Here is a 21,280-nt window from a genome sequence, read left to right as displayed (position 1 = left end):
GGCTCAACGCACCCTGAACAACGCAGTGATGGTAGAGACAGGATTTCCATCATCGTGTGTGAGGATGTTTAGCAATCCGCCTTCAACGTGATCATTGGCTGGGTCTATGGTGGTCAAGTCAATGAGGCCTGTATCACCGCGTATAAAGATGGGATCCAACAAGTCATCTGTTGTATAGGTCAGCCTAATCTGATGACGTTCGTCTTCCAGTTTGTAAACGCCTTCCGTTAAAGCCGTCGGAAACGAAAGCTGGATTTTATGACGGACACCCGGAACGACGACTTGAGTGCCGGAAACAGTCCATCGGTCCGCCGTCTTGGAGATGGAAAACACAGTGGCAGTAAAGTCCTTCCCGTCGATTGTTCCTTTGAAATGATTAAGCTCTTGGGATGATTTTGGGGTGAGTATTTCTTGAACGGCTGTCATGGCGACATCTCCTCTACATAGTGATCGCGACTCCGGTTCACGTCCTGGATGGAGGCGCAGTGGTTGCGGATAGGCTCAAGCTTTGCGTCTCAACGAGACATCATCGAAAAATTCTGCGCCATCAATGCCAATAAGAATGATGGTTAGCGCGGTAGCGCTGGCGGGCATCGCCAGTTCCTCTGGATAGGTGGTCCAGCTCGACGCATCTACGCGAATTTCCGCAAACGTGCCGGATGGCTCTACTTCGAATCGGCAGAACCCATGCCCGCCAAAATCACTGCGCGAGCGAAAGGAAAATTCGTAGGTGTTTCCTCCGGTGACAGGGACGGTTTGCCGGGCGCGGCCGCCCAGGGTGCACTGAAAGGTACTACCGTCAAAATGAGTGCCGGAGCCGATCGGGGAGCCTTCGGTACTCCAGTGATCCATGTTGTTGGAGAAATCCCCGTTAAGCACCAACTCAGGTCGGGGCGGGATGCCCGTATCCAGGGTCAGTTGCATCTCGTCGACACACACTTCTCCGCTGGTGCCGGTGATAGCCACGGTGAGGAGGGTTGTCGCCGGTGGAGTGGTGAAGCTGATTTGCTGCCATCTCCAAACATGGAAGTCGTTGAGCTCAACTTCCAAGTCGGCACCGGGCACGTTGGAACGGATAGAAAGCGTGCCGTTACCTTTAAACAGGACCTGGCTCCAGAACTCGAGCAGATAGGTTGTTTCGGCACTGGCGTCAATGACTTGGGAAGCCTGACCGGTGAGTACGCGGCAATACTGGCGTGAGTAGTCCACGCTGTCTTGCGTGGTCCAGTCGGCGCCAAATTTGCTGAAGTTGCCGTTGCGCAGCAAATTGTTGATCAACGTACTCTGTCCAGGCATCTCGCCAGCTCCGATGAATCCCTGTGGGTGAAGCTATTGCGCGCTATAAGAGCAGGGTTGGCAACTGTCAGAACTAACAGGTTCGCTCTGCCATTCGTCGGTTCTAGCCCTGTGTCCACACACTCATCCAGGCCGACACCAGCAATAAGATCGCCATCAACCGATTGAACCGTTGCATGGCCCTGGCCGAGCCCAGCAGCCGGGTCGATCCGGCGCCCAGCACCGCCCACATGCCAAGACACGGCAGGGACACCACAAAAAACATCAGGGACAGGGTCAGCACATGCGCCTGACGCCCGTCTCCCTGCCCGGCAAACACACTGACCACCGCCAACGCCATCATCCAGGTCTTGGGGTTGACCAGTTGCAAGCTGGCGGCGCCGAGCAGGCCCAGGCGCTTGTGGGATGCATCGCGCTCAACGGCCTGGGCGGGCGCACTGAAAATCTGCCAGGCGAGGTAGCTAAGCCATGCGACGCCGACCCACTGCAGGGTGGCTTGTACCTTGGGCAGATGAATCAGCGACTCACCGAACCCCGAACCCACTATCAGCACAATGCCCGCTGCACCGGCACAAGCCCCGAGGATGATCGGCAATGCCGCTCGCAGGCCATAGCGGGCACTGTTGCTCAGCACCAGGATGTTGGTGGGGCCGGGCGTAATGGAGGCGACGAAGGCAAATAACGCGAAGGGCAGTAAGGTGGACAGCATGGGACGGGACTCCAGTGAACAGATCAGTGGTGTCCATCCTTGCAAGCCCGTGACTTAGCTGTCTGGAACGTTTGAGCAGCGCTTGCGGTACGCCGCCGGTGTCAGGCCATAGGCGCGCACGAACCAGCGGCCCAAGTGACTTTGATCGGCGAAGCCCAAGGCAATCGCCACATCGGCCGGTTGCGCGCCCTTGCCCAGCAAGTGGCGCGCGCGGGCCAGGCGCAGTTGCACCAGGTAGGCATGGGGCGGCAGGCCGAAAGCGCTTTTGAAGGCGCGACTCAGACGAAAGCGGTCGACGCCGCAGGCCAGGGCCAGTTCGTCCATGCCCACGTCCTGATGCAGGTGGTCATGCAGGTATTCCCGCGCCTTGTGGGCCACCCGCGGCAGGCGCGGATCTTCGCGGTAGCGGGTGCGCCAGTAGAGTTGGTCGGTGAGGCATTCCAGCAAGTGGTCCATTGCCCGTTGCCGCACGATGCGCAGTTCACCGCTGTGCAGTGTCTGGAAGGCTTGGCTGGTGGAGAGCGCCAGGCGTGGGTCGTTGGCCAGGGTGCTGGCGAAGCCCAATTGACTGTTGACCGGCGCTTCTTCAAATACCGCACTCACTTCCCGCGCCAGCCACTGTGGGTCGAGGTACAGCATGTGGTAGGTGAAGCCGTCCGCCGTGGGCGCGTCGCCGTCATGCACTTCGCCAGGCTCCACCAAAAAAACCTGGCCGGGCACGCTGTTGTGGCGGGCACGGCGGCAGTTGAATTGCTGCACGCCTTGTTCGGTGACGCCGATCAGGTAGCTGTCATGCCAATGGGGGTCATAGGCATGGCCTTCAAAATGCGCGCGCAGGGTCTCGATGCCAGTGTCGGCGTCCTGGGACAGGTCGATCCAATTGTGCGCGGCCATACATCACCGTTGAGGAATAAGTGAGGCTATTGGCGCCCATCCGCTAATGAGCGTCTAGAAGGTTTGTGCAAGGCTAGCCGAACAGGCCGGCGGCGATATTGATCGAGAACCCCAGTATCGCGGTGTTGAACAGAAACCCGATCAACGACTGCGCCAGTACAACCTTGCGCAGGCCACGGGTGGCGACGCCCACATCCGAGGTCTGCACGGCCACGCCGATGGTGAAGGAGAAGTACAGGAAGTCCCAGTAGTTGGGCGTGAGCAACCCTTCGGCGAAACGCAGCGCCGGTTCCTTGCCTGTCCAGGTGTAATAGAGCCGGGCGTAATGCACGCTGAAAATCACCCCGATCAGCAGCCATGAGCCGATGACCGTCAGCCCGGTGAAACCGTAGTGCAACAGGCGTTGCCCGGTGGCCAACTCCTTGCTGCCCACCAATTCGAAAGTAATGGTCGCCAGGCTCGCGATGGCGGCGATGCACACCATGAACAGCACCAGCCCGGCGTTTTCGTCCTCGACTTCGGCGATGCGTTTGACGTCTTCGGCCTTGGCGCGGCTGGTCAGCCACAGCATCAGCACCAGGTAGGTCCAGACCCCAGCGTTCCAGCCGATCAGGATTTTGCTGATGAGTGTTTCGGCGGGCATCAGGATGCCTGCGGCAAGACCCAGTACGGCGGCGGCGGAGAGGCGAGGGTGGGTACGGGCGAGGAAGGGCATGGCAGCTCACAGATGGTTACCTGTGAGCACCTTAGCGCATTTTTTGTAGCGAGCGGGTGGCTCGCTACAACCCGCCGGCTGTCCGCATCAGCGCTTTTTGCGCACCAGCTTCATCACCACCACAAAGAACACCGGCACAAACACCACCGCCAACGTCGCGGTAATCATCCCGCCAATCACGCCCGTACCAATCGCCTGCTGGCTTGCCGAACTGGCCCCGGTGGCAATCGCCAATGGCACCACGCCGAGAATAAACGCCAGCGAGGTCATGATGATCGGCCGCAGGCGCAAGCGCGCAGCCTTCAACGTGGCTTCGATCAGGTCTTCTCCCTGGTCATACAGGTCCTTGGCGAACTCGATGATCAAAATCGCGTTCTTCGCCGACAGGCCGATGATGGTGATCAAGCCGACCTTGAAAAACACATCGTTGGGCATGCCGCGCAAGGTCACGGCCAATACCGCGCCGAGCACGCCCAGTGGCACAACCAGCAACACCGAGGTCGGGATCGACCAGCTTTCATACAGCGCGGCCAGGCACAGGAACACGATCAGCAGCGACAGGCCCAGCAGGATCGGTGCCTGTGCGCCGGACAAGCGTTCCTGCAACGACAGCCCGGTCCATTCCTGACCCAGGCCCGCTGGCAGTTGGCTGACCAGGCGCTGGATTTCCTCCATCGCCTCGCCGGTGCTGTGCCCGGGGGCCGCCTCGCCGGAAATGGCGATGGCAGGGTAGCCGTTATACCGCGTCAGTTGCGCCGGGCCTTGGGTCCATTTGGCTTCGACAAATGCCGACAGCGGCACCATTTCCCCGGCGTTATTACGCACGTTGATTTTCATCAGGTCCGCCACCTGGCTGCGCTGGTCGCGTTCGGCTTGCACCACCACGCGCTGCATGCGGCCCTGGTTGGGGAAGTCGTTGACGTAGGCCGAGCCAATCGCCGACGACAGCACATTACCCACATCCGCAAACGACACGCCCAAGGCGTTGGCTTGCTTACGGTCCACTTCCAGCTGCACTTGCGGCGCTTCGGCCAGGGCGCTTTCGCGCACGTTGGCCAGGATCGGGCTTTTCTCGGCTGCCGCCAGCAACTCGGTGCGCGCTGCCATCAACGCGGCATGGCCGACGCCACCGCGGTCCTGCAGGCGGAACTCGAAACCGCTGGACGTGCCCAGGCCGTCTACTGGTGGTGGCAGCACTGAGTACGCAATCGCGTCTTTCAATTCGCTGAACGCCATATTGGCGCGCTCAGCAATCGATGCGGCCGAATCCTCGCTGCTGCGCTCGGACCAATCCTTCAAGGTGGTAAACGCCAACGCGGCGTTCTGCCCCGAACCGGAGAAGCTGAAGCCCATGATCATGGTGGTGTCACCCACCCCAGGCTCCTCGGCGTTGTGCGCTTCGATCTGCTCGGCGACCTGCACCGTGCGGTTTTTGCTCGCGCCCGGCGGCAGCTGAATATCGGTGATGGTGTAGCCCTGGTCTTCCACCGGCAGGAACGAGGCGGGCAGGCGCATGAACATCAGGCCCAGGCCCACCAGCAGCACCAGGTAGATCAGCAGGTAGCGGCCGCTACGCTTGAGGGCATAGGCCACCCAGCCTTCATAGCGGTCGGTGAGTTGCTCGAAGCGTTTGTTGAACCAGCCGAAGAAACCGCCCTTGGCATGGTGCTCGCCCTTGGCTATCGGCTTGAGCAGGGTGGCGCACAAGGCCGGGGTCAAGGTCAGGGCGAGGAATGCCGAGAACAGGATCGAAGTGGCCATCGACAGCGAGAACTGCTGGTAAATCACCCCCACTGAGCCCGCCATGAACGCCATCGGCAGGAACACCGCCACCAGCACCAGGGTAATGCCGACGATGGCGCCGGTGATTTGGCCCATGGCTTTCTTCGTCGCGTCCTTGGGCGAGAGGCCCTCGGTGACCATGATCCGTTCGACGTTCTCCACCACCACAATCGCATCGTCCACCAAAATGCCGATGGCCAGCACCATGCCGAACATGGTCAGCACGTTGATCGAGAAACCCAGCAACAGCATCGTGGCAAAGGTGCCCATCAGCGCAATCGGTACCACCAGGGTGGGGATCAGCGTGTAGCGCACGTTCTGCAGGAACAGGAACATCACCGCAAACACCAGCGCCATGGCCTCCAGCAAGGTGTAGACCACCTTGGTGATCGAGACTTTGACGAAGGGCGAGGTGTCGTACGGAATCTTGTATTCCACATTGGCCGGGAAGTAGCGTGACAGCTCATCCATCTTTGCCCGCACCAGGGTCGCGGTGTTCAGCGCGTTGGCACCGGGCGCCAGTTGCACGCTGACGGCGGTGGATGGCTTGCCGTTCAGGCGCGTGGAGAACTGGTATTCCTGGCTGCCGATTTCTACCCGCGCCACGTCGCCGACGCGAACGGTGGAACCGTCCGGATTGGCCTTGAGCACGATGTCGGCGAACTCCGCCGGGGTGGAAAGCTGGCCCTTGACCAGGATAGCCGCCGTGATTTCCTGGGTCTTGGTGCCCGGCAAATCACCAATACTGCCAGCGGAAACCTGGGCGTTCTGCGCGCTGATCGCGTTGTTGACGTCGGCCGGGGTCAGGTTGAAACCGATCAGCTTCTGCGGGTCGATCCAGATGCGCATGGCCCGTTCGGCGCCGTACAACTGCGCCTTGCCCACGCCGTCCAGGCGCTTGAGTTCGTTCATTACGTTGCGCGCGAGGTAATCGCTGAGCGCTACGTCATCGAGCTTGCCGTCACTGGAGGTCAGGGTCACCAGCAGCAGGAAACCCGCGGAGACTTTTTCTACCTGCAAGCCTTGCTGGGTCACCGCCTGGGGCAGGCGTGGCTCCACGGCCTTGAGCCTGTTCTGCACATCGACCTGGGCCATTTCCGGGTCGGTGCCGGGTTGGAAGGTGGCAGTGATGGTGGCCGAACCCAGGCTGCTCTGGGATTCGAAGTACAGCAAGTGATCGGCGCCGTTAAGCTCCTGCTCGATCAGGCTGACCACGCTTTCATCCAGGGTCTGGGCCGAGGCGCCGGGGTACACCGCGTAGATCTCGACTTTCGGCGGCGCCACGTTGGGGTACTGGGCCACCGGCAACTGCGGGATGGCCAGTAAACCGGCCAGGAGGATAAACAGGGCAACCACCCACGCGAAGATCGGGCGGTCAATAAAGAACTGCGGCATGGTCGAATAATCCTTATTGGCCGGAAGCCTGAGCGAGTGGCGTCGGGCTGTCGTCTACCTGGACTTTTTCACCGGGGCGCGCGTGTTGCAGGCCTTCGACGACGATGCGATCACCGGGCTTGAGGCCGCTGCTAACGATCCAGCGATCGTCGATCACCGCACCCAATTGCACCGGTTGCTGGCTGACGGTCTGCTCGGCATCCACCAGCAGCACCATCGGGATACCGGCACTGTCACGGCTGATAGCGCGTTGCGGCACGCTGATGCCTTGTTTGTCGACCGCTTGCTCCAGGCGCACTCGCACGAAGCTGCCGGGCAACAGGTCGAGGTCCGGGTTGGGGAACTCGCTGCGCAGAATGATCTGCCCGGTGCCGGGGTCGACGCTGATGTCGGCGAAGAGCAATTTGCCCGGCAGCGGATACAGGCTGCCGTCGTCCTGGATCAGCGTGGCCTTGGCCTGGTCCTGACCGACCTGCTTCAAGCTGCCGGCGCGGAAGGCGCGGCGCAGGTCGTTCAGTTCGCGGGTGGATTGAGTGAGGTCAGCGTGAATCGGGTCCAGTTGCTGGATGATCGCCAGGGGCGTGGCCTCGTTCTGGCCGACCAGTGCGCCTTCGGTCACCAGCGCCCGGCCGATACGCCCGGAAATTGGGGCCGTCACAGTGGCATATCCCAGGTTCAACTTGGCGCGTTCGACGGCGGCTTTATTGGCGGCGACTTCGGCGTTGGTCTGGCGCAGGTTGGCGCGGGCGTTGTCGTAGTCCTGGCCGCTGATGGCGTTGCCTTCCACCAATTGGCTGTAGCGCTGCTCTTGCAGGCGTGCCTGGAACGCGTTGGCTTGGGCCTTGCTCAGGTTGGCCTGGGCGCTGTCGAGATCGGCCTTGAACGGGGCCGGGTCGATACGAAACAGCACGTCGCCCTGTTTGACGTCGTGGCCTTCCTTGAATACCCGCTGCATCACCACGCCGGCCACCCGCGCGCGCACTTCGGCAACACGCGGCGCGGCGATGCGTCCGCTCAGCTCGCTGGTGATGGACAGAGGCTTGGCCTCAAGGGTTTCGATGCGCACTTTGGCCAGGGGCATTTCCGGCGCTTCGGCGGCTGATTTGTCACAAGCACTCAGGGCCAGCGTCAGGGCCAACAGGCAAAACGGCGCAAACAGATTCTTCGACATGCTCTTATCCCAATAGTGACTGGCGCATCCTAAGTTCACCTGCGCCGCGGTGCTGTGAAGCTGTGTAGGTGGTCTGTGAAGAAATGTAAGGTGCGGCGCGCGGGGCGCCGAGGGCGTATATCCTTGCACAACCTTGCAAAAACTGACGATCCAATGTGGGAGGGGGCTTGCCCCCGGTGGCGGTGAATCAGTCAACGACTCTGCATCTGAAGCACCGCCAACGGAGGCAAGCCTCCTCCCACATTGGATTTGTGTACGACCTATCACTGTATTTTTTGGAAACACCTTCATGCCCAACATCCTCCTGGTGGAAGACGACGCCGCACTCTCGGAGCTGATTGCCAGCTACCTGGAGCGCAATGGCTATCACGTCAGTGTGCTCAGCCGTGGCGACCACGTACGGGAGCGCGCACGCCTCAATCCGCCGGACTTGGTGATCCTCGACCTCATGCTGCCGGGGCTCGACGGCCTGCAAGTGTGCCGCCTGCTGCGCGCCGATTCGGCAGGGCTGCCGATCCTGATGCTCACCGCTCGCGACGACAGCCACGACCAGGTGTTGGGTCTGGAAATGGGCGCCGACGACTATGTGACCAAACCCTGCGAGCCGCGCGTGCTATTGGCCCGCGTGCGCACCTTGCTGCGGCGCAGCAGTTTGTCGGAGCCCCAGGTGGCCAACGATCAGATCCACATGGGCAACCTGTGCATCGACCTGTCGGAGCGCACCGTGGTGTGGCGTGAGCAGCCGGTGGAGCTGTCCAGCGGCGAATACAACCTGCTGGTGGTGTTGGCGCGGCATGCCGGTGAAGTGCTCAGCCGCGACCAGATCCTGCAACGCCTGCGCGGGATCGAGTTCAACGGCACCGATCGCTCGGTAGACGTGGCCATCTCCAAGCTGCGCCGCAAGTTCGACGACCATGCCGGCGAGGCGCGCAAGATCAAGACCGTGTGGGGCAAGGGCTACCTGTTCAGCCGTTCCGAGTGGGAATGCTGAGCCATGTTTCGTGTACTGCTGCGCCTCTACCTGATCACCATCGTCACCTACAGTGCGGCGATTTACCTGATTCCCAAACTGGTCATTCAGCTGTTCGAACACCGTTACCTGGATTACAACATTGAGCAGTCCCGTGGCCAGCAAACCCTCATCGTCAAGCAATACCTGCGGGCGCCGGTGGAGCGTTGGTCCCAGGTCACCGAGCAACTGGGCCGCGACTTTGCGCCGCTCAAAGTGCAACTGCTGCTACGTCAGGATGCCAGCTATACCCCGCAAGAAGCCAAGCTGCTGGAGCAGGGCAAGCCGGTGATTCGCCTGGGAGAATGGGGTTGGATGGAAGAGATCAGCTCGCCGCTCAACCAGCAGTTCGTGGTCAAGCTGACCATCCCGCCAGACCCGCTGGACATGAACCTGCTGTACTGGTCGATGAATGTGCTGATCGGCGCGGCGTTGCTCGCCTGCCTGCTGTTCTGGCTGCGCCCGCACTGGCGTGATCTGGAACGCCTGAAAAGCACCGCCGCTCAACTCGGCAAGGGCAACCTGGCCGAGCGCACCCGTATTCCGCCCAGCTCCAACATCGGCAGCCTGGCGGCGGTGTTCGACACCATGGCCGACGACATCGAACACCTGCTCAACCAACAGCGAGACCTGCTCAACGCCGTCTCCCATGAACTGCGCACGCCGTTGACGCGCCTGGATTTCGGCCTGGCCCTTGCGCTGTCCGAAGACTTGCCCGAGGCCAGTCGCGAACGTCTGCACGGCCTGGTGGCGCATATTCGTGAGCTGGATGAATTGGTGCTGGAGTTGCTCTCCTACAGCCGCCTGCAAAACCCGGCGCAATTGCCGGAGCGGGTCGAGGTGGTGCTCGATGAGTTTATCGACAGCGTACTGGGCAGCGTCGACGACGAGCTGGAAAACCCCGAGATCGTCATCGACGTGGTGCTTGATTGCGCTGTAGAACGCTTCAGCCTCGACCCGCGCCTCACCGCCCGTGCCTTGCAGAACCTGCTGCGCAACGCCACGCGTTACTGCGACAAGCGCATCCAGGTGGGGGTCAAGGTGTGTCCAAAGGGCTGTGAAATCTGGGTAGATGACGATGGTATCGGCATACCGCTGGACCAGCGTGAACGTATCTTCGAACCGTTCTATCGCCTCGACCGCAGCCGCGACCGCAGCACCGGCGGCTTCGGCCTGGGTCTTGCGATCAGCCGCCGCGCCCTGGAAGCCCAGGGCGGGACGTTGACCGCCCAGGCGTCGCCGTTGGGTGGTGCGCGGTTTCGCGTGTGGCTGCCCAGCCTCGGTTGATCAGGGTTGATCAGAGCACCTTGACCGCGCGGCCGATGGCCTGGATCGGCCCGGTGGGTTTGCCGGTCGGCGAGCCGCTCGGGTCTTCCAGGGTCAGTTCGAACAATTGGTTAGGCGACAGCGGCGGCAGCCTGTCCAGCGGCAGCGACAGGGTTTGCCCCGGCTTGACCAGCCCCAGGGACACGGGGGCTTGCCAGCCATCACCCTTGGTCCAGAACTGCAGCGCCTTGTCCGCTGGGACTTCCATCACGCCCAACGGGATCAACTGAATCTGCTGATTGTTGCTGGCCTGGATCACCCAGCCGGGCGCCTGGCTTTGGGGGGCCACCAGCACCACCACAAAGGTGGGGTCCGCGATAGGCGGGCGGGTCAGTAATAACGTCCCCAGCACCACGCTCGCCGCCAGCCCGGGACCGGCCAGGCCGCGCCACAAGGCCAGCAGGTTCCACCACGGTACGTGGGCGTCCGGGTTTGCGGTGTTACGTTCGATGCGCCGCCATAACTGTGCCGAGGGCAGCACCGGTTCGGCCAACGCGGTCAGGGGCAGCAGGCGCTGCTCCCAGGCATCCACCGCCGCGCGTAACTCGGCATCGTGGGGCAGGCGTTGTTCCACGTCGGCCCGTTGTTCGGCGGGCAGGGTGCCCAGCACGTATTCGCTGGCCAGTTCGTCCAAGGGGTTGTTCATGCCATGCACTCCCGCAGCGCGGCGAGGCTACGTTTGATCCAGGCTTTGACGGTCCCCAGGGGGGTGTCCAACCTCGAAGCGATTTCGCTATGGGAATAGCCGTCGACATACGCATGCAGGATGCACGTGCGGCGGGCCGGATCGAGCTGCTCCAGGCAGGTGTGGATCTGCCCGGAACGCGCGGAAAACTCAAAGGTGTCGGTGGGTGCGGTGACGTGCTCGTGTTCGTCGTCCAGCGGCACCTCACGGTACTGGTTGCGCACCACGTTGAGCGCCAAGTGTCGGGTCACGCTGAACACCCAACCCCGCGCCGAACCACGGCTGGGGTCGAAACTGCCGGCGCCGCGCCAGATCTTGATAAACGCGTCATGCACGATATCTTCGGCCAGCGCCCGGTCACGCACGATACGCAGGGCTACGCCGAGCAAATGGCTGCTGTCCTGCTCATACAGTCGGCGCAAGGCGCGTTGGTCGCCACGGGCACAGGCCAGCAGACAGGCTTCGTAATCAAACACGCACATCCCTCAAATGGCTGAACCCCTGTGGCGAGCTTGCTCGCCACAGGCAGCGTAGCGCAGTTTGATCAGTTGGCCGCCCAGAAGATGTAGTCGGCCTGGTACTTCACCACTTCCTGTTTGCCCTTGTTGGCGACCGTGCATTCAGTGCTCGGCGCTACACCGCCTTTAAGGGCGACCCGTTGGATGTAACTCACGCCACTCATCGCGCCCTTGCCTTCGGCCGGGTTGGCCTTGACCAGTTGATATGGCAAGTTGCCCGGGCTCGATGGCGCCACGGCCAGCTGGGTGCCGGTGATTTTCGAACCGTCCTTGGCCTGCCAAGTGGCGGGTGGGCCGAAGTAGGTGCCGACTTGCTTGCCGCTGCGATCATTGAGCACCGCCTTGGGGCCGACGAAAGTCCATTCGGTCTGGCCAGCGGCGTTGGCTTTGTCGCGGCACTCGTAGGTGATTTCGCCGACACCGGTGGTTTCCATCGCCACTTTGTGGCCGTCCGGCACTTTAATGCTGTCCGGCAAACCGGCCTGGGCAAAGGCGGCGGGGCTGGCAACGAGCAAACCGGTGAGGCAGAGCAGGGCTTTAGCGTTCATGGGTGTTTCTCCATTAGATGAAACAGCAGGGTTGCTGCAAGGACTACCCATGGGCACGCCAACTGGATGCAGTGATCAGCAAAAAAAATTGCATTAAGCGAAAAAGATCTAAAGTCAGATCATATTGGTATAAGTCGTTATAAGAAAAATCGCTATCCTGCCGCCAGAAATTTATAAGGCCGCGGGTAGCTGTAATGGAAGTGGGTAACTTTGGTTTCGTAATTGCCGGCCTGATCGTAGGTTTTATCGTGGGCATGACCGGTGTCGGCGGGGGCTCGTTGATGACCCCGATCCTGTTGTGGTTCGGCATCAACCCGGCCACGGCTGTGGGCACTGACCTGTTGTACGCGGCCATCACCAAGTCCGGTGGCGTGCTGGTACACAGCAAGAACAAGAACATCGATTGGACCATCACCGGCTGGCTGACCCTGGGCAGTGTGCCTGCGGTGCTGCTGACCCTGTGGTTTCTCGCCACCTTGCATACCGATCCTACGGCGATGAACGCGGTCATCAAGCAAGCCCTCGGTGTCGTGTTGCTGTTGACGGCCCTGGCGATCCTGTTCAAGCAACGCCTGCTGGCCTTCGCCCAGCGTCACGCGGGCGACAGCTACCACATGAACCCGCGCAACCTGAACGGCTTGACCGTTGTCACCGGCGCCATCCTCGGCACCATGGTCGCCCTGACTTCAATCGGCGCCGGCGCCCTGGGCACGGTCGCGTTGTTTATCCTCTATCCGTTCCTCGCCACGCGCCGCCTGGTCGGCACCGAGATTGCTCACGCCGTGCCCCTGACCCTGGTGGCAGGCCTAGGCCATGCTGGCATGGGCAATATGGACTGGCACCTGCTGGGCTTTCTGCTGATGGGTTCGTTGCCGGGCATTTACTTCGGCAGCCACATGACCGGCAAGATCCCGGACGGCGTGCTTCGCCCGTGCCTGGCGATCATGTTGATGGCGGTTGGTTACAAACTGGCCTTCTGAGGCGTGCGCAATATCCAATGTGGGAGGGGGCTTGCCCCCGATAGCGGTGGGTCAGTTTTTGAATACAGTGACTGACCCACTGCCATCGGGGGCAAGCCCCCTCCCACAGTTTTGACCCCGCTCAGCCTCAGGCTTTCGCCGGGCCATTGCCGATCTGCCACACAAACGGCGGCTCGGTGCCATTGATCACCCAGTCCCCCACGATCCGCGCCTTGTAGATCACCGGGTTGTGGGACGACACAGTCCGCGCATTGCGCCAATGCCGATCAAGGGCTTTCCCCTGGCGCACATCCGACGCCCCCAGTGCGTTGAACAACTCGCTGGTAGCCCGCTGGATCAACTCCGACACCACCACCTGCGCCGTGGCCGATTCAATTTCGGCGGCGACGTTGGCTTCGCGCTCCACGGCGTCATCCCCGCCAAACCGCGCCACGTAAGCCCGTTGCGCTGGCAATGTCGCCCTTAACGCGCTGGCTTCAGCGGCATACACCAGTGCTGCGACTTCGCCCACCACCTGTTGAATCTGTGCATCCTGGCTCACATGCTGGGCATTGCCGTGGCTGTAGATGCGCTTGCGGCTGCGCACCTGGTGGGCCACATCGCGCAACGCCGCACGGCCGATACCGGCGAGGCTGGCCAGCAGGACAAGTTGGTAGAACGCGGTCTGGTATTTGAAACGGGTGGCAAAGTCGATGACGTTATCCGCCTCGACTTCAGCATCGGTAAAGCGCGAGGTGCCGCTGCCGGTGGTGCGCTGGCCAAAGCCGTCCCAATCGTCGCTGTGCACCACGCCAGGCTGGCGTGCACGGGTCGCAGCGATCACATCGCCGCCGGTATCGCTGCGTTGGGCGTACACGTCGATCCAATCAGAGAAAATGCTGCCGGTGCTGTAGAACTTTTCACCGTTGAGCTTCCACTTATCGCCGTCGGGGCTGACCTGGGTGACCACATCACCGATGGCCACGTTGCCGATTTCAGTCCAGGCGCAGCCGACGATATCGCCGTCGACAAACCGCTTGAACCACAGGTCCCGGCCGGCACTCGGCGGCGCGTTCAGGCGGTCCTCGGCAAAGGCGAAATGCCCGCGCAGCGCCTGGGGTACGTTGGAGTCGGCTTCGGCCAGTTCGATCAGCAGTTCGAACAGTTGCGGCAGCGAAGCACCGCCACCGCCATATTCCACCGGTACGCGCACCGCGCCGAAACCGGCCTCCTTGAGCCATTGGATCGGCTCATGGGGCAGGGTACGGCTGAGTTCGCGCTGCACCGCACCGTCGGCGATGCGCTGGAAGATCGGCCGGAAGCGCGCGGCCAAGGTGGGGTAATCGACGCCGATGGACAGCGGGTTAATGACGTGATGTTCGGTCATGGGCAAGGCTCCGGGGCAGTGGTCAATGCAAGGGGGATTGCACAGTCCGTGCCGGGTTCGTGGCCCAATGTTTACGGGGGATTTGCGTTGATTACTGTTGCTCCAGCAACAGCATTCCGACAAACCGGCGTGATCCATGACATGTGCCTGCACGCCCGCCGAGGGCGTTTTTTTGGGCGCAACGCCCATGGCATGGGCCTTTGCCACTGACTGGCACGCTTGCTGCTCAAGCCTCGATACATCCCTTTTGCACGAGGTACCGTTCGATGAGTCAGCAAGCCGTGAAATTTGCCTATTGGGTGCCCAACGTCAGCGGTGGGCTGGTGGTCAGTAAGATCGAACAACGCACCCACTGGGGCATCGACTACAACCGTAAACTGGCGCAATTGGCCGAAGAAGCCGGCTTCGAATACGGCCTGACCCAGATCCGCTTCACCGCTGGCTACGGCGCCGAGAACCAGCATGAATCCGTGGCGTTCAGCCATGCGCTGCTGGCGGCGACCACCAAGCTCAAGGTCATCGCCGCGATCCTGCCCGGCCCTTGGCAGCCGGCGCTGGCGGCCAAGCAACTGGCGACCATCGACCAACTCACCAACGGCCGCATTGCGGTGAACATCGTCAGTGGCTGGTTCAAGGGCGAGTTCCAGGCCATCGGCGAACACTGGCTGGAACACGACGAGCGCTATCGCCGTTCCGAGGAATTTATCCGTGCCCTCAAAGGCATCTGGACCCAGGACGACTTTACCTTCAAGGGCGACTTCTACCGTTTCAACAACTACACCCTCAAACCCAAGCCGCTGGGCCAGCCGGAAGTGTTCCAGGGCGGCAGTTCACGGGCCGCGCGGGACATGGCGGCGCGGGTGTCGGATTGGTATTTCACCAACGGCAACACCCCGGAAGGCATCAAGGCCCAGGTCGATGACATTCGCACCAAGGCTGCCGCAAATAACCACTCGGTCAAAGTCGGCGTGAATGCATTCATCATCGCCCGCGACACCGAGGAAGAAGCCCGCGCCGTGCTCGCAGAGATCATCGACAAGGCCGACCCGGAAGCCGTGAATGCCTTTGGCGACGCGGCCAAGCAAGCAGGCAAGGCGTCACCCGAAGGCGAGGGCAACTGGGCCAAGTCCAGCTTTGAAGACCTGGTGCAGTACAACGATGGCTTCAAGACCAACCTGATCGGCACTCCGCAGCAGATCGCCGAGCGCATCGTTGCACTCAAGGCCGTAGGCGTGGACCTGGTGCTGGCGGGCTTCCTGCACTTCCAGGAAGAAGTGGAGTACTTCGGCAAACGCGTACTGCCGCTGGTGCGTGAGCTGGAAGCCAAGGCCGGGATCAAGCAGGTGGCCTGACCAAGGTTTTTTCCAGGCGCAGGGCCGGGGTGTGGTCTGCGTAGTAGTCGTTGACCTGGGCGAAGCGCCGGTAGCCATTGCGCTCATACAGCGCAAGGGCGCCGGGGTTGTCGGTGCGCACCTCCAGGCGCAGGTGCGCGCACCCGTGCGTCACCCCGCAGGCCTCGACATGGCTGAGCAACTGCCTGCCCAGCCCGAGGCCGCGTGCGTGGGCGGCAATGGCGATGGAATACAAGCGCGCGAACGCGCTGCCACGACGAAACAGCACTAGCGCATAACCGAGCAACTGCCCGTCCTGTTCCGCTACCAGCAACTGGCCGTGGGCGCGGCTGATCATCCAGTGAAAACTGCGCGATGAGAGCCGGTCACTGGTGAAACACTGTTGTTCCAATGCGACCAATGCCGGTACATCACCGGGTAATGCAACGCGAGAGAAAAGAGCCATATAACCGCCGTAAAAGTTGCGTAACGAAACGGGACTTCCCTAAAAGATCGTGCTTAATAGAAAAGGTCGAGTTCTCTAAAGCGGATCAAATATTATGTCGGCGGTACAAGGTCATTGGCGTGAAGTATCCGAGCAAATTGTCGCGGCGACAATAACTTCGAAGGGCTTTTTTTCTGCGTCGCCTCGAAGTAACAGTCAAGTGGTGATTATTGTTGAGCGCAAGGAAGATTGGGCCTCCTACTTTCCCAGCGAAGACATCGTCACCGCCCAGGAATACCTTGAGCAAACACGGCAAAACGAGACTGGCAAGCGTGTGCAGGTGATCAACCTGTGCCGCAGCTACAAGTACCTGGGGCACGGCTACTACTGCTCGTTGCTGGCCGAAGCGCGCGGACACAAGGTGATTCCTTCGGTGCGCACCATCAGTGAGTTGACTAAGAAGTCGCTGTACGGCCTGGCGCTGGATGACCTGGATAAAACCCTTGATAAAGCCTTGAGTCATCACCTCTACAGTAATACCGAAGGGTTTACCCTGACACTTTACTTCGGCAGGACCAATATAGAACCGTTGCAGGAATTGGCCCGCCAGTTGTTTGAAACATTCCCGTGTCCGATCCTCTTGGTTGAATTCAGAAAGAATAACGGTTGGCATATCGAAGGGGTGAAATCCGGCGTATTGCACAAATTGCGCGACGATCAGGAAGATCAGTTCGCCCATGCCCTTGATAACTTCAGCCGCAAGATCTGGCGCCAACCCCGTTCGCGGCGCCTGGCCCGTTACGACCTGGCAATCCTGCACGATCCACAGGAGCAGCTGCCACCCTCCAACGCCCGTGCCCTGGAGAACTTCATCCGCGTGGGCAAGGGCCTGGGCATCGATGTGGAGCTGATCGAGCGCAAGGACTACGCGCGGCTGGCCGAATACGACGCCTTGCTGATCCGCGAGACCACCAGCGTTGACAACCATACCTACCGCTTTGCCAAAAAAGCCGAAAGCGAAGGCCTGGTGGTGATGGACGACCCCGCGTCGATCCTGCGCTGCACCAACAAGGTCTACCTCACCGACCTGCTCAACAGCCATCAGTTGGGCATGCCCGCCACCGAGATTCTCTACAAGGAGCGACCGGAAGATTTCGAACGGGTCGGCGAGCGCCTTGGGTTTCCGCTGGTGTTGAAGATTCCCGACGGGTGTTTCTCCCGAGGCGTGATCAAGGTCGAAAGCCAGGAAGCCTTGCTCAAGGCCACCGCCGAGTTATTCGAGCATTCGGTGCTGCTGCTGGCCCAGGAATTCTTCTACACCGAGTACGACTGGCGCATCGGCGTACTCAACCGCAAACCGATCTTCGCTTGCCAGTACTTCATGTCCAAGGGCCACTGGCAGATCTATAACCACAAGGCCATCGGCCAGGCCATCAACGGGGAATGCCGCACCCTGGCCGTCCATGAAGCGCCCAAGGCGGTGGTGGAACTGGCGGTGAAGACCGCCAACCTGATCGGCGATGGCCTTTACGGTGTGGACCTCAAGCAGTCCGGCGACAAGGTGGTGGTGATCGAGGTCAACGACAACCCGAACCTGGATGCTGGAATCGAAGATGCCTACTTGCAGGACGACCTGTACAGCCTGGTGCTGGAAGAGTTTGTGCGGCGCCTGGAGCTGAAACGCCAGGGTCAGGTGTGGTGACGCGCGATGATCCAGCGCTTTGAACTGAACGGTGGAAAGTTACGTCCGGGGCACAGCGACGCGGCCCCGATCCTGTTGTTCAACAACCCCGACCTGGCCGAGCGCGAGTGGCTGCGTGATCACCACAAGCTCGACGAGCACGCGTTGGCGTCGGCGCTCGACCCGGATGAAGTCTCACGCATCGAGTTTCATCCCGACAACCTGTTCCTGATCTGGAAGCGCCCGGAGAACTATTCCGGTGGCGGCAACCTGGTGTTCGAAGTGGCGTCGTGCGGCCTGCTGTTTTCACCCGGCCGCCTGCTGGTGATCGCCACTGATGAGACCCCACTGAGTGGCCTGGGCCAGCGCCGGCCGTTGCACACGCCGCTGGACGTATTGCTCGACCTGTTGCTCAACAACATCCACCACTACCTGGGCCACCTCAAGGTGATCAAGCTGGTTGCACGGGAGTTGCAGCAGCAGTTCAACGCGTCCATGAGCAACCATCACTTGATGCAGATGTTCAGCCTCAGCGAAAGCCTGATCTATTACATCAACGCGCTGCACAGCAACGGCGCCGTGCTGTCGCGGCTGCGTAACCATGGGGAAAAAGAGCACTTCAGTGCTGAAATTCTCGGCCTTATCGATGACCTGATCATCGAGAACCACCAGTGCTACAAACAGGCGGAGATCTATTCCAACGTGTTTTCCGGGCTGATCGATGCGCGCGGCAACCTGATGAACAACAGCATGAACAACCTGTTGCGCAAGCTGACGCTGATCAACGTGGTGTTCTTGCCGCTCAACCTGATCGCCAGCATTGGCGGTATGTCGGAGTTCAGCATGATGACCGCGGGTACGCCGTGGTGGGTGTCGTACCCATTGTTCCTGGCAGCGATGGGGTTGGGCGCCGGCTTGATGGTACTGGCGCTCAAACGGATGGCGGGCGCGACGATGTAAGGGGGCGAGGGAGTACTTCTTCGACAAGCCCGCTCGCCACAGGTTATTCGCCTGGCTGTGTTTGCAAGGTCAGCACTTCAAAGCCATCCGCCGTCACCGCCACCGTATGCTCCCACTGCGCCGACAGGCTGTTGTCCACCACCGTCCAGCCATCTTTCAGGCTGCGCACCTTGGAACTGCCCTGGTTGAGCATCGGTTCGATGGTAAACACCATGCCTTCGCGCAGTTCCAGCCCGGTGCCGGGTCGGCCGAAGTGCAGGATTTGCGGCTCTTCATGCATCTGCTTGCCGATACCGTGGCCGCAGTATTCGCGCACCACGCTATAGCCATTGGCCTGTGCATGGCTCTGGATCGCATGGCCGATATCACCCAGGCGTGCGCCGGGCTTGACCTGGCGGATCCCGGCCCACATCGCCTCAAAGGTCATTTCCACCAGGCGCCGCGCCTTGGGGGCGACGTTGCCAATCATGTACATCTTGCTGGAGTCGGCGATAAAGCCACCTTTTTCCAGGGTGACGTCGATGTTGATGATGTCGCCGTCCTTGAGGATCTCCTTGGGGCTGGGCATCCCATGGCACACCACTTCGTTGATTGAGGTGTTGATGGAGAAGGGGTAGTCGTATTGCCCGAGGCTGGCGGGGCGGGCTTTAAGGTCGTTACGAATGAAGGCTTCGACGGCGGCGTCCAGCTCCAAGGTGGAACGGCCGGCGGCGACAAACCCGTCGAGCATGTCGAACACTTGAGCCAGCAGGCGCCCGGATTCGCGCATCACAGCCAGTTGAGCGGCAGTCTTGATCATCAGCTGCGCCCCCGGATCAGGTCGGGCTTGTCCAGCAACAGTTTGTTGATCAGCTCGTTGTACGGCAGGTTGGGGTTGAGTTCGGCGAGCAGGCCGATCTTGATCCAGAACTCGGCCTGGGCGTTGATGGAGCGGTCCATGGCCGCGCTGGCCAGGCGGAGTTGTTCATGCAGTTGGTCGGTGATTTTGACGATGCCCATGGGGTTCACTGTTTAAAAGTTGATATACAAAGCGTATATGTTTCGTATATCTATCGTAAACCCCCAAACGCTAAATGGCGCTTGGCCATTGACTTGCCCGGTGACGCCCGGTTAATTTCGTGACATGACATTTCAAACCTTCCGCAGCCAGCCAAGCATTATTACCGCCATTCCTCATTTGGCGGGATAGCACACGGCTGCACCCAAACCCGCCTTAGAGGCGGGTTTTGTTTTTCCGTCTCCAGGGCCCTTGAAAACCAGGAGACACCCATGAGCACGTGCCCCGTCCCCCACACCGCTGATACGGCATTGCTTGAACACTATGTAAAAAAGATCCTCGCCGCGCCGGTCTATGACCTGGCGTTGCGTACGCCCCTGCAAGCCGCGCCGGCATTGTCGGCGCTGCTGGGTAACCAGGTGCTGCTCAAGCGCGAAGACCTGCAACCGACCTTTTCCTTCAAGATTCGCGGCGCCTACAACAAGCTGGTGCAGCTCACCGCCGAGCAAAAGGCGCGCGGTGTGGTGACCGCATCGGCGGGGAACCATGCGCAAGGCGTGGCACTGGCGGCGAAGGAGTTGGGGATCAAGGCGCGGATCGTCATGCCGTGCAGCACGCCCGAGTTGAAGGTGTTGGGCGTGCGCTCCCGAGGCGCCGAAGCGGTGTTGCACGGGGAGAGTTTCCCGTTTGCCCTGGCCCATGCGCTGCAACTGGCCGAGACATCCGGATGCACGTTCGTTTCGCCCTTCGATGATCCGGACGTGATCGCCGGCCAGGGCACCGTGGCCATGGAAATCCTGCGCCAGCAACAGGGCCCGTTGGACGCCATCTTCGTGCCGGTGGGTGGCGGCGGTCTGATCGCAGGTATCGCGGCCTACGTCAAATACCTGCGGCCTGAGGTGCGCATCGTCGGTGTCGAGCCCGAAGGCTCCAGTTGCCTGCTGGCCGCCCTGCGCGCCGGTGAGCGGGTGGTGTTGCCGAGCGTCGACGGGTTTGCCGACGGTACCGCCGTAGCGCAGATCGGCGCCTACGGTTTTGAAATCTGCCGGGAGTGGGTGGATGAAGTCATCACCGTGAGCAATGACGAACTGTGCAGCGCCATCAAGCTGATCTACGACGACACCCGTTCCATCACCGAACCCTCTGGCGCGTTGGCGGTGGCGGGCATTCGCAAGTACGTGGCGCAACGAGGCGTGCATGGGCAGACACTGGTGGCGGTGAATTCCGGGGCGAATATTAACTTTGATAGTTTGCGACATGTTGCTGAAAGAGTGATGGCATACGCACACGAAGTGCAGGGTTAAACGTTTAATCGTGGCTGTTCGACGATGTTATAAACACTACGGACGGGGACCTGTTTAAGTTATATAAACTTTCGCGTTCCTTATGAGGAATGGTTACAACGCAAGCGTATTTTGCCGAGTAGGCTGGTAGTTGAAACGTCTTCCAAGGTCGGCAAGACGCGGCAGGCA

20 protein-coding genes and 1 pseudogene are annotated in these 21,280 nt (G+C 60.9%); 7 read left to right on the top strand and 14 right to left on the bottom strand.

The features are described from left to right. Positions 1-3: 3 nt before the first annotated feature. The 7 genes from ACKZ62_RS16750 to ACKZ62_RS16720 form a co-directional block, all read right to left on the bottom strand. On the bottom strand, positions 4-426 hold the full coding sequence (locus tag ACKZ62_RS16750; protein WP_032887019.1) for a hypothetical protein: 423 nt from the start codon (positions 424-426) through the stop codon (positions 4-6). Positions 427-501: 75 nt separating this feature from the next. Further along, positions 502-1,278, bottom strand: coding sequence for a carbohydrate binding domain-containing protein (locus ACKZ62_RS16745; RefSeq protein WP_143521245.1), 777 nt, complete (start codon positions 1,276-1,278; stop codon positions 502-504). A gap of 121 nt (positions 1,279-1,399) precedes the next feature. Next, entirely contained in the window at positions 1,400-2,005 is a 606-nt protein-coding gene (locus ACKZ62_RS16740; protein ID WP_122753584.1) for a LysE family translocator, read from the bottom strand. Between the two features lie 54 nt (positions 2,006-2,059). Then, positions 2,060-2,899 (bottom strand): AraC family transcriptional regulator, encoded by an 840-nt coding sequence (locus ACKZ62_RS16735; RefSeq protein ID WP_032887015.1) that lies wholly within the window; start codon positions 2,897-2,899, stop codon positions 2,060-2,062. 73 nt (positions 2,900-2,972) lie between these two features. After that, complete coding sequence (locus tag ACKZ62_RS16730; RefSeq protein ID WP_442116983.1) at positions 2,973-3,614, bottom strand: DUF1345 domain-containing protein; 642 nt, start codon at positions 3,612-3,614, stop codon at positions 2,973-2,975. Positions 3,615-3,701: 87 nt separating this feature from the next. Then, on the bottom strand, positions 3,702-6,791 hold the full coding sequence (locus tag ACKZ62_RS16725; RefSeq protein WP_447095545.1) for a multidrug efflux RND transporter permease subunit: 3,090 nt from the start codon (positions 6,789-6,791) through the stop codon (positions 3,702-3,704). A 13-nt stretch (positions 6,792-6,804) separates the two neighbouring features. Continuing rightward, complete coding sequence (locus tag ACKZ62_RS16720; RefSeq protein WP_099602888.1) at positions 6,805-7,962, bottom strand: efflux RND transporter periplasmic adaptor subunit; 1,158 nt, start codon at positions 7,960-7,962, stop codon at positions 6,805-6,807. 289 nt (positions 7,963-8,251) lie between these two features. Between ACKZ62_RS16720 and ACKZ62_RS16715 the strand changes: the two genes are divergently transcribed. Next, a complete protein-coding gene (locus ACKZ62_RS16715; protein WP_032886904.1) occupies positions 8,252-8,953 on the top strand; it encodes a response regulator in 702 nt (233 codons plus the stop codon). Between the two features lie 3 nt (positions 8,954-8,956). After that, positions 8,957-10,258, top strand: a complete 1,302-nt coding sequence (locus tag ACKZ62_RS16710; protein ID WP_032886902.1) for an ATP-binding protein — start codon at positions 8,957-8,959, stop codon at positions 10,256-10,258. Positions 10,259-10,268: 10 nt separating this feature from the next. Here ACKZ62_RS16710 and ACKZ62_RS16705 read toward each other — a convergent pair whose 3' ends face one another. The 3 genes from ACKZ62_RS16705 to ACKZ62_RS16695 form a co-directional block, all read right to left on the bottom strand. Further along, positions 10,269-10,943: an anti-sigma factor gene (locus ACKZ62_RS16705; RefSeq protein ID WP_447095544.1), complete on the bottom strand. Its 675-nt coding sequence runs from the start codon at positions 10,941-10,943 to the stop codon at positions 10,269-10,271. Further along, positions 10,940-11,464 carry a sigma-70 family RNA polymerase sigma factor gene (locus ACKZ62_RS16700; RefSeq protein ID WP_095185881.1) on the bottom strand — a complete coding sequence of 175 codons (525 nt, stop codon included), beginning with the start codon at positions 11,462-11,464 and terminating at the stop codon, positions 10,940-10,942. Before ACKZ62_RS16700 ends, ACKZ62_RS16705 begins: the two co-directional genes overlap by 4 nt. 62 nt (positions 11,465-11,526) lie before the next feature. Further along, positions 11,527-12,048, bottom strand: coding sequence for a DUF3455 domain-containing protein (locus ACKZ62_RS16695; RefSeq protein WP_032886898.1), 522 nt, complete (start codon positions 12,046-12,048; stop codon positions 11,527-11,529). A gap of 194 nt (positions 12,049-12,242) precedes the next feature. On the opposite strand from ACKZ62_RS16695, the gene ACKZ62_RS16690 reads away from it, so the two are divergent. Beyond that, a complete protein-coding gene (locus ACKZ62_RS16690) occupies positions 12,243-13,028 on the top strand; it encodes a sulfite exporter TauE/SafE family protein (protein ID WP_032886896.1) in 786 nt (261 codons plus the stop codon). A gap of 127 nt (positions 13,029-13,155) precedes the next feature. Here the strand turns inward: ACKZ62_RS16690 and ACKZ62_RS16685 are convergent, their stop codons facing one another. Continuing rightward, complete coding sequence (locus ACKZ62_RS16685; protein ID WP_099602885.1) at positions 13,156-14,394, bottom strand: acyl-CoA dehydrogenase family protein; 1,239 nt, start codon at positions 14,392-14,394, stop codon at positions 13,156-13,158. A gap of 266 nt (positions 14,395-14,660) precedes the next feature. Between ACKZ62_RS16685 and sfnG the strand changes: the two genes are divergently transcribed. Further along, on the top strand, positions 14,661-15,746 hold the full coding sequence (gene sfnG / locus ACKZ62_RS16680) for a dimethylsulfone monooxygenase SfnG (RefSeq protein ID WP_032886892.1): 1,086 nt from the start codon (positions 14,661-14,663) through the stop codon (positions 15,744-15,746). On the opposite strand, the pseudogene ACKZ62_RS16675 reads toward sfnG, so the two are convergent. Then, positions 15,742-16,191 (bottom strand): annotated as a pseudogene (locus ACKZ62_RS16675) (GNAT family N-acetyltransferase); the annotation flags it as partial. The gene sfnG and the pseudogene ACKZ62_RS16675 overlap by 5 nt on opposite strands. A 94-nt stretch (positions 16,192-16,285) precedes the next feature. Between ACKZ62_RS16675 and ACKZ62_RS16670 the strand changes: the two are divergent. Further along, positions 16,286-17,872, top strand: coding sequence for a RimK family ATP-grasp domain-containing protein (locus ACKZ62_RS16670; RefSeq protein ID WP_032886887.1), 1,587 nt, complete (start codon positions 16,286-16,288; stop codon positions 17,870-17,872). A 6-nt stretch (positions 17,873-17,878) separates the two neighbouring features. Further along, positions 17,879-18,811, top strand: a complete 933-nt coding sequence (locus ACKZ62_RS16665; RefSeq protein ID WP_032886884.1) for a magnesium transporter CorA family protein — start codon at positions 17,879-17,881, stop codon at positions 18,809-18,811. Positions 18,812-18,854: 43 nt separating this feature from the next. On the opposite strand, the gene map is transcribed toward ACKZ62_RS16665, so the two are convergent. Beyond that, positions 18,855-19,610 (bottom strand): type I methionyl aminopeptidase, encoded by a 756-nt coding sequence (gene map, locus ACKZ62_RS16660; protein WP_447095543.1) that lies wholly within the window; start codon positions 19,608-19,610, stop codon positions 18,855-18,857. After that, entirely contained in the window at positions 19,610-19,810 is a 201-nt protein-coding gene (locus ACKZ62_RS16655) for a ParD-like family protein (RefSeq protein ID WP_025855286.1), read from the bottom strand. Before ACKZ62_RS16655 ends, map begins: the two co-directional genes overlap by 1 nt. Before the next feature lie 270 nt (positions 19,811-20,080). Here ACKZ62_RS16655 and ilvA point away from each other — a divergent pair, with 270 nt between their 5' ends. Next, positions 20,081-21,112 (top strand): threonine ammonia-lyase, biosynthetic, encoded by a 1,032-nt coding sequence (gene ilvA, locus ACKZ62_RS16650; protein ID WP_179179138.1) that lies wholly within the window; start codon positions 20,081-20,083, stop codon positions 21,110-21,112. Positions 21,113-21,280: the final 168 nt, after the last annotated feature.

Source organism: Pseudomonas sivasensis, assembly GCF_052938085.1.
This window is presented reverse-complemented; position numbering and strand designations above follow the sequence as displayed.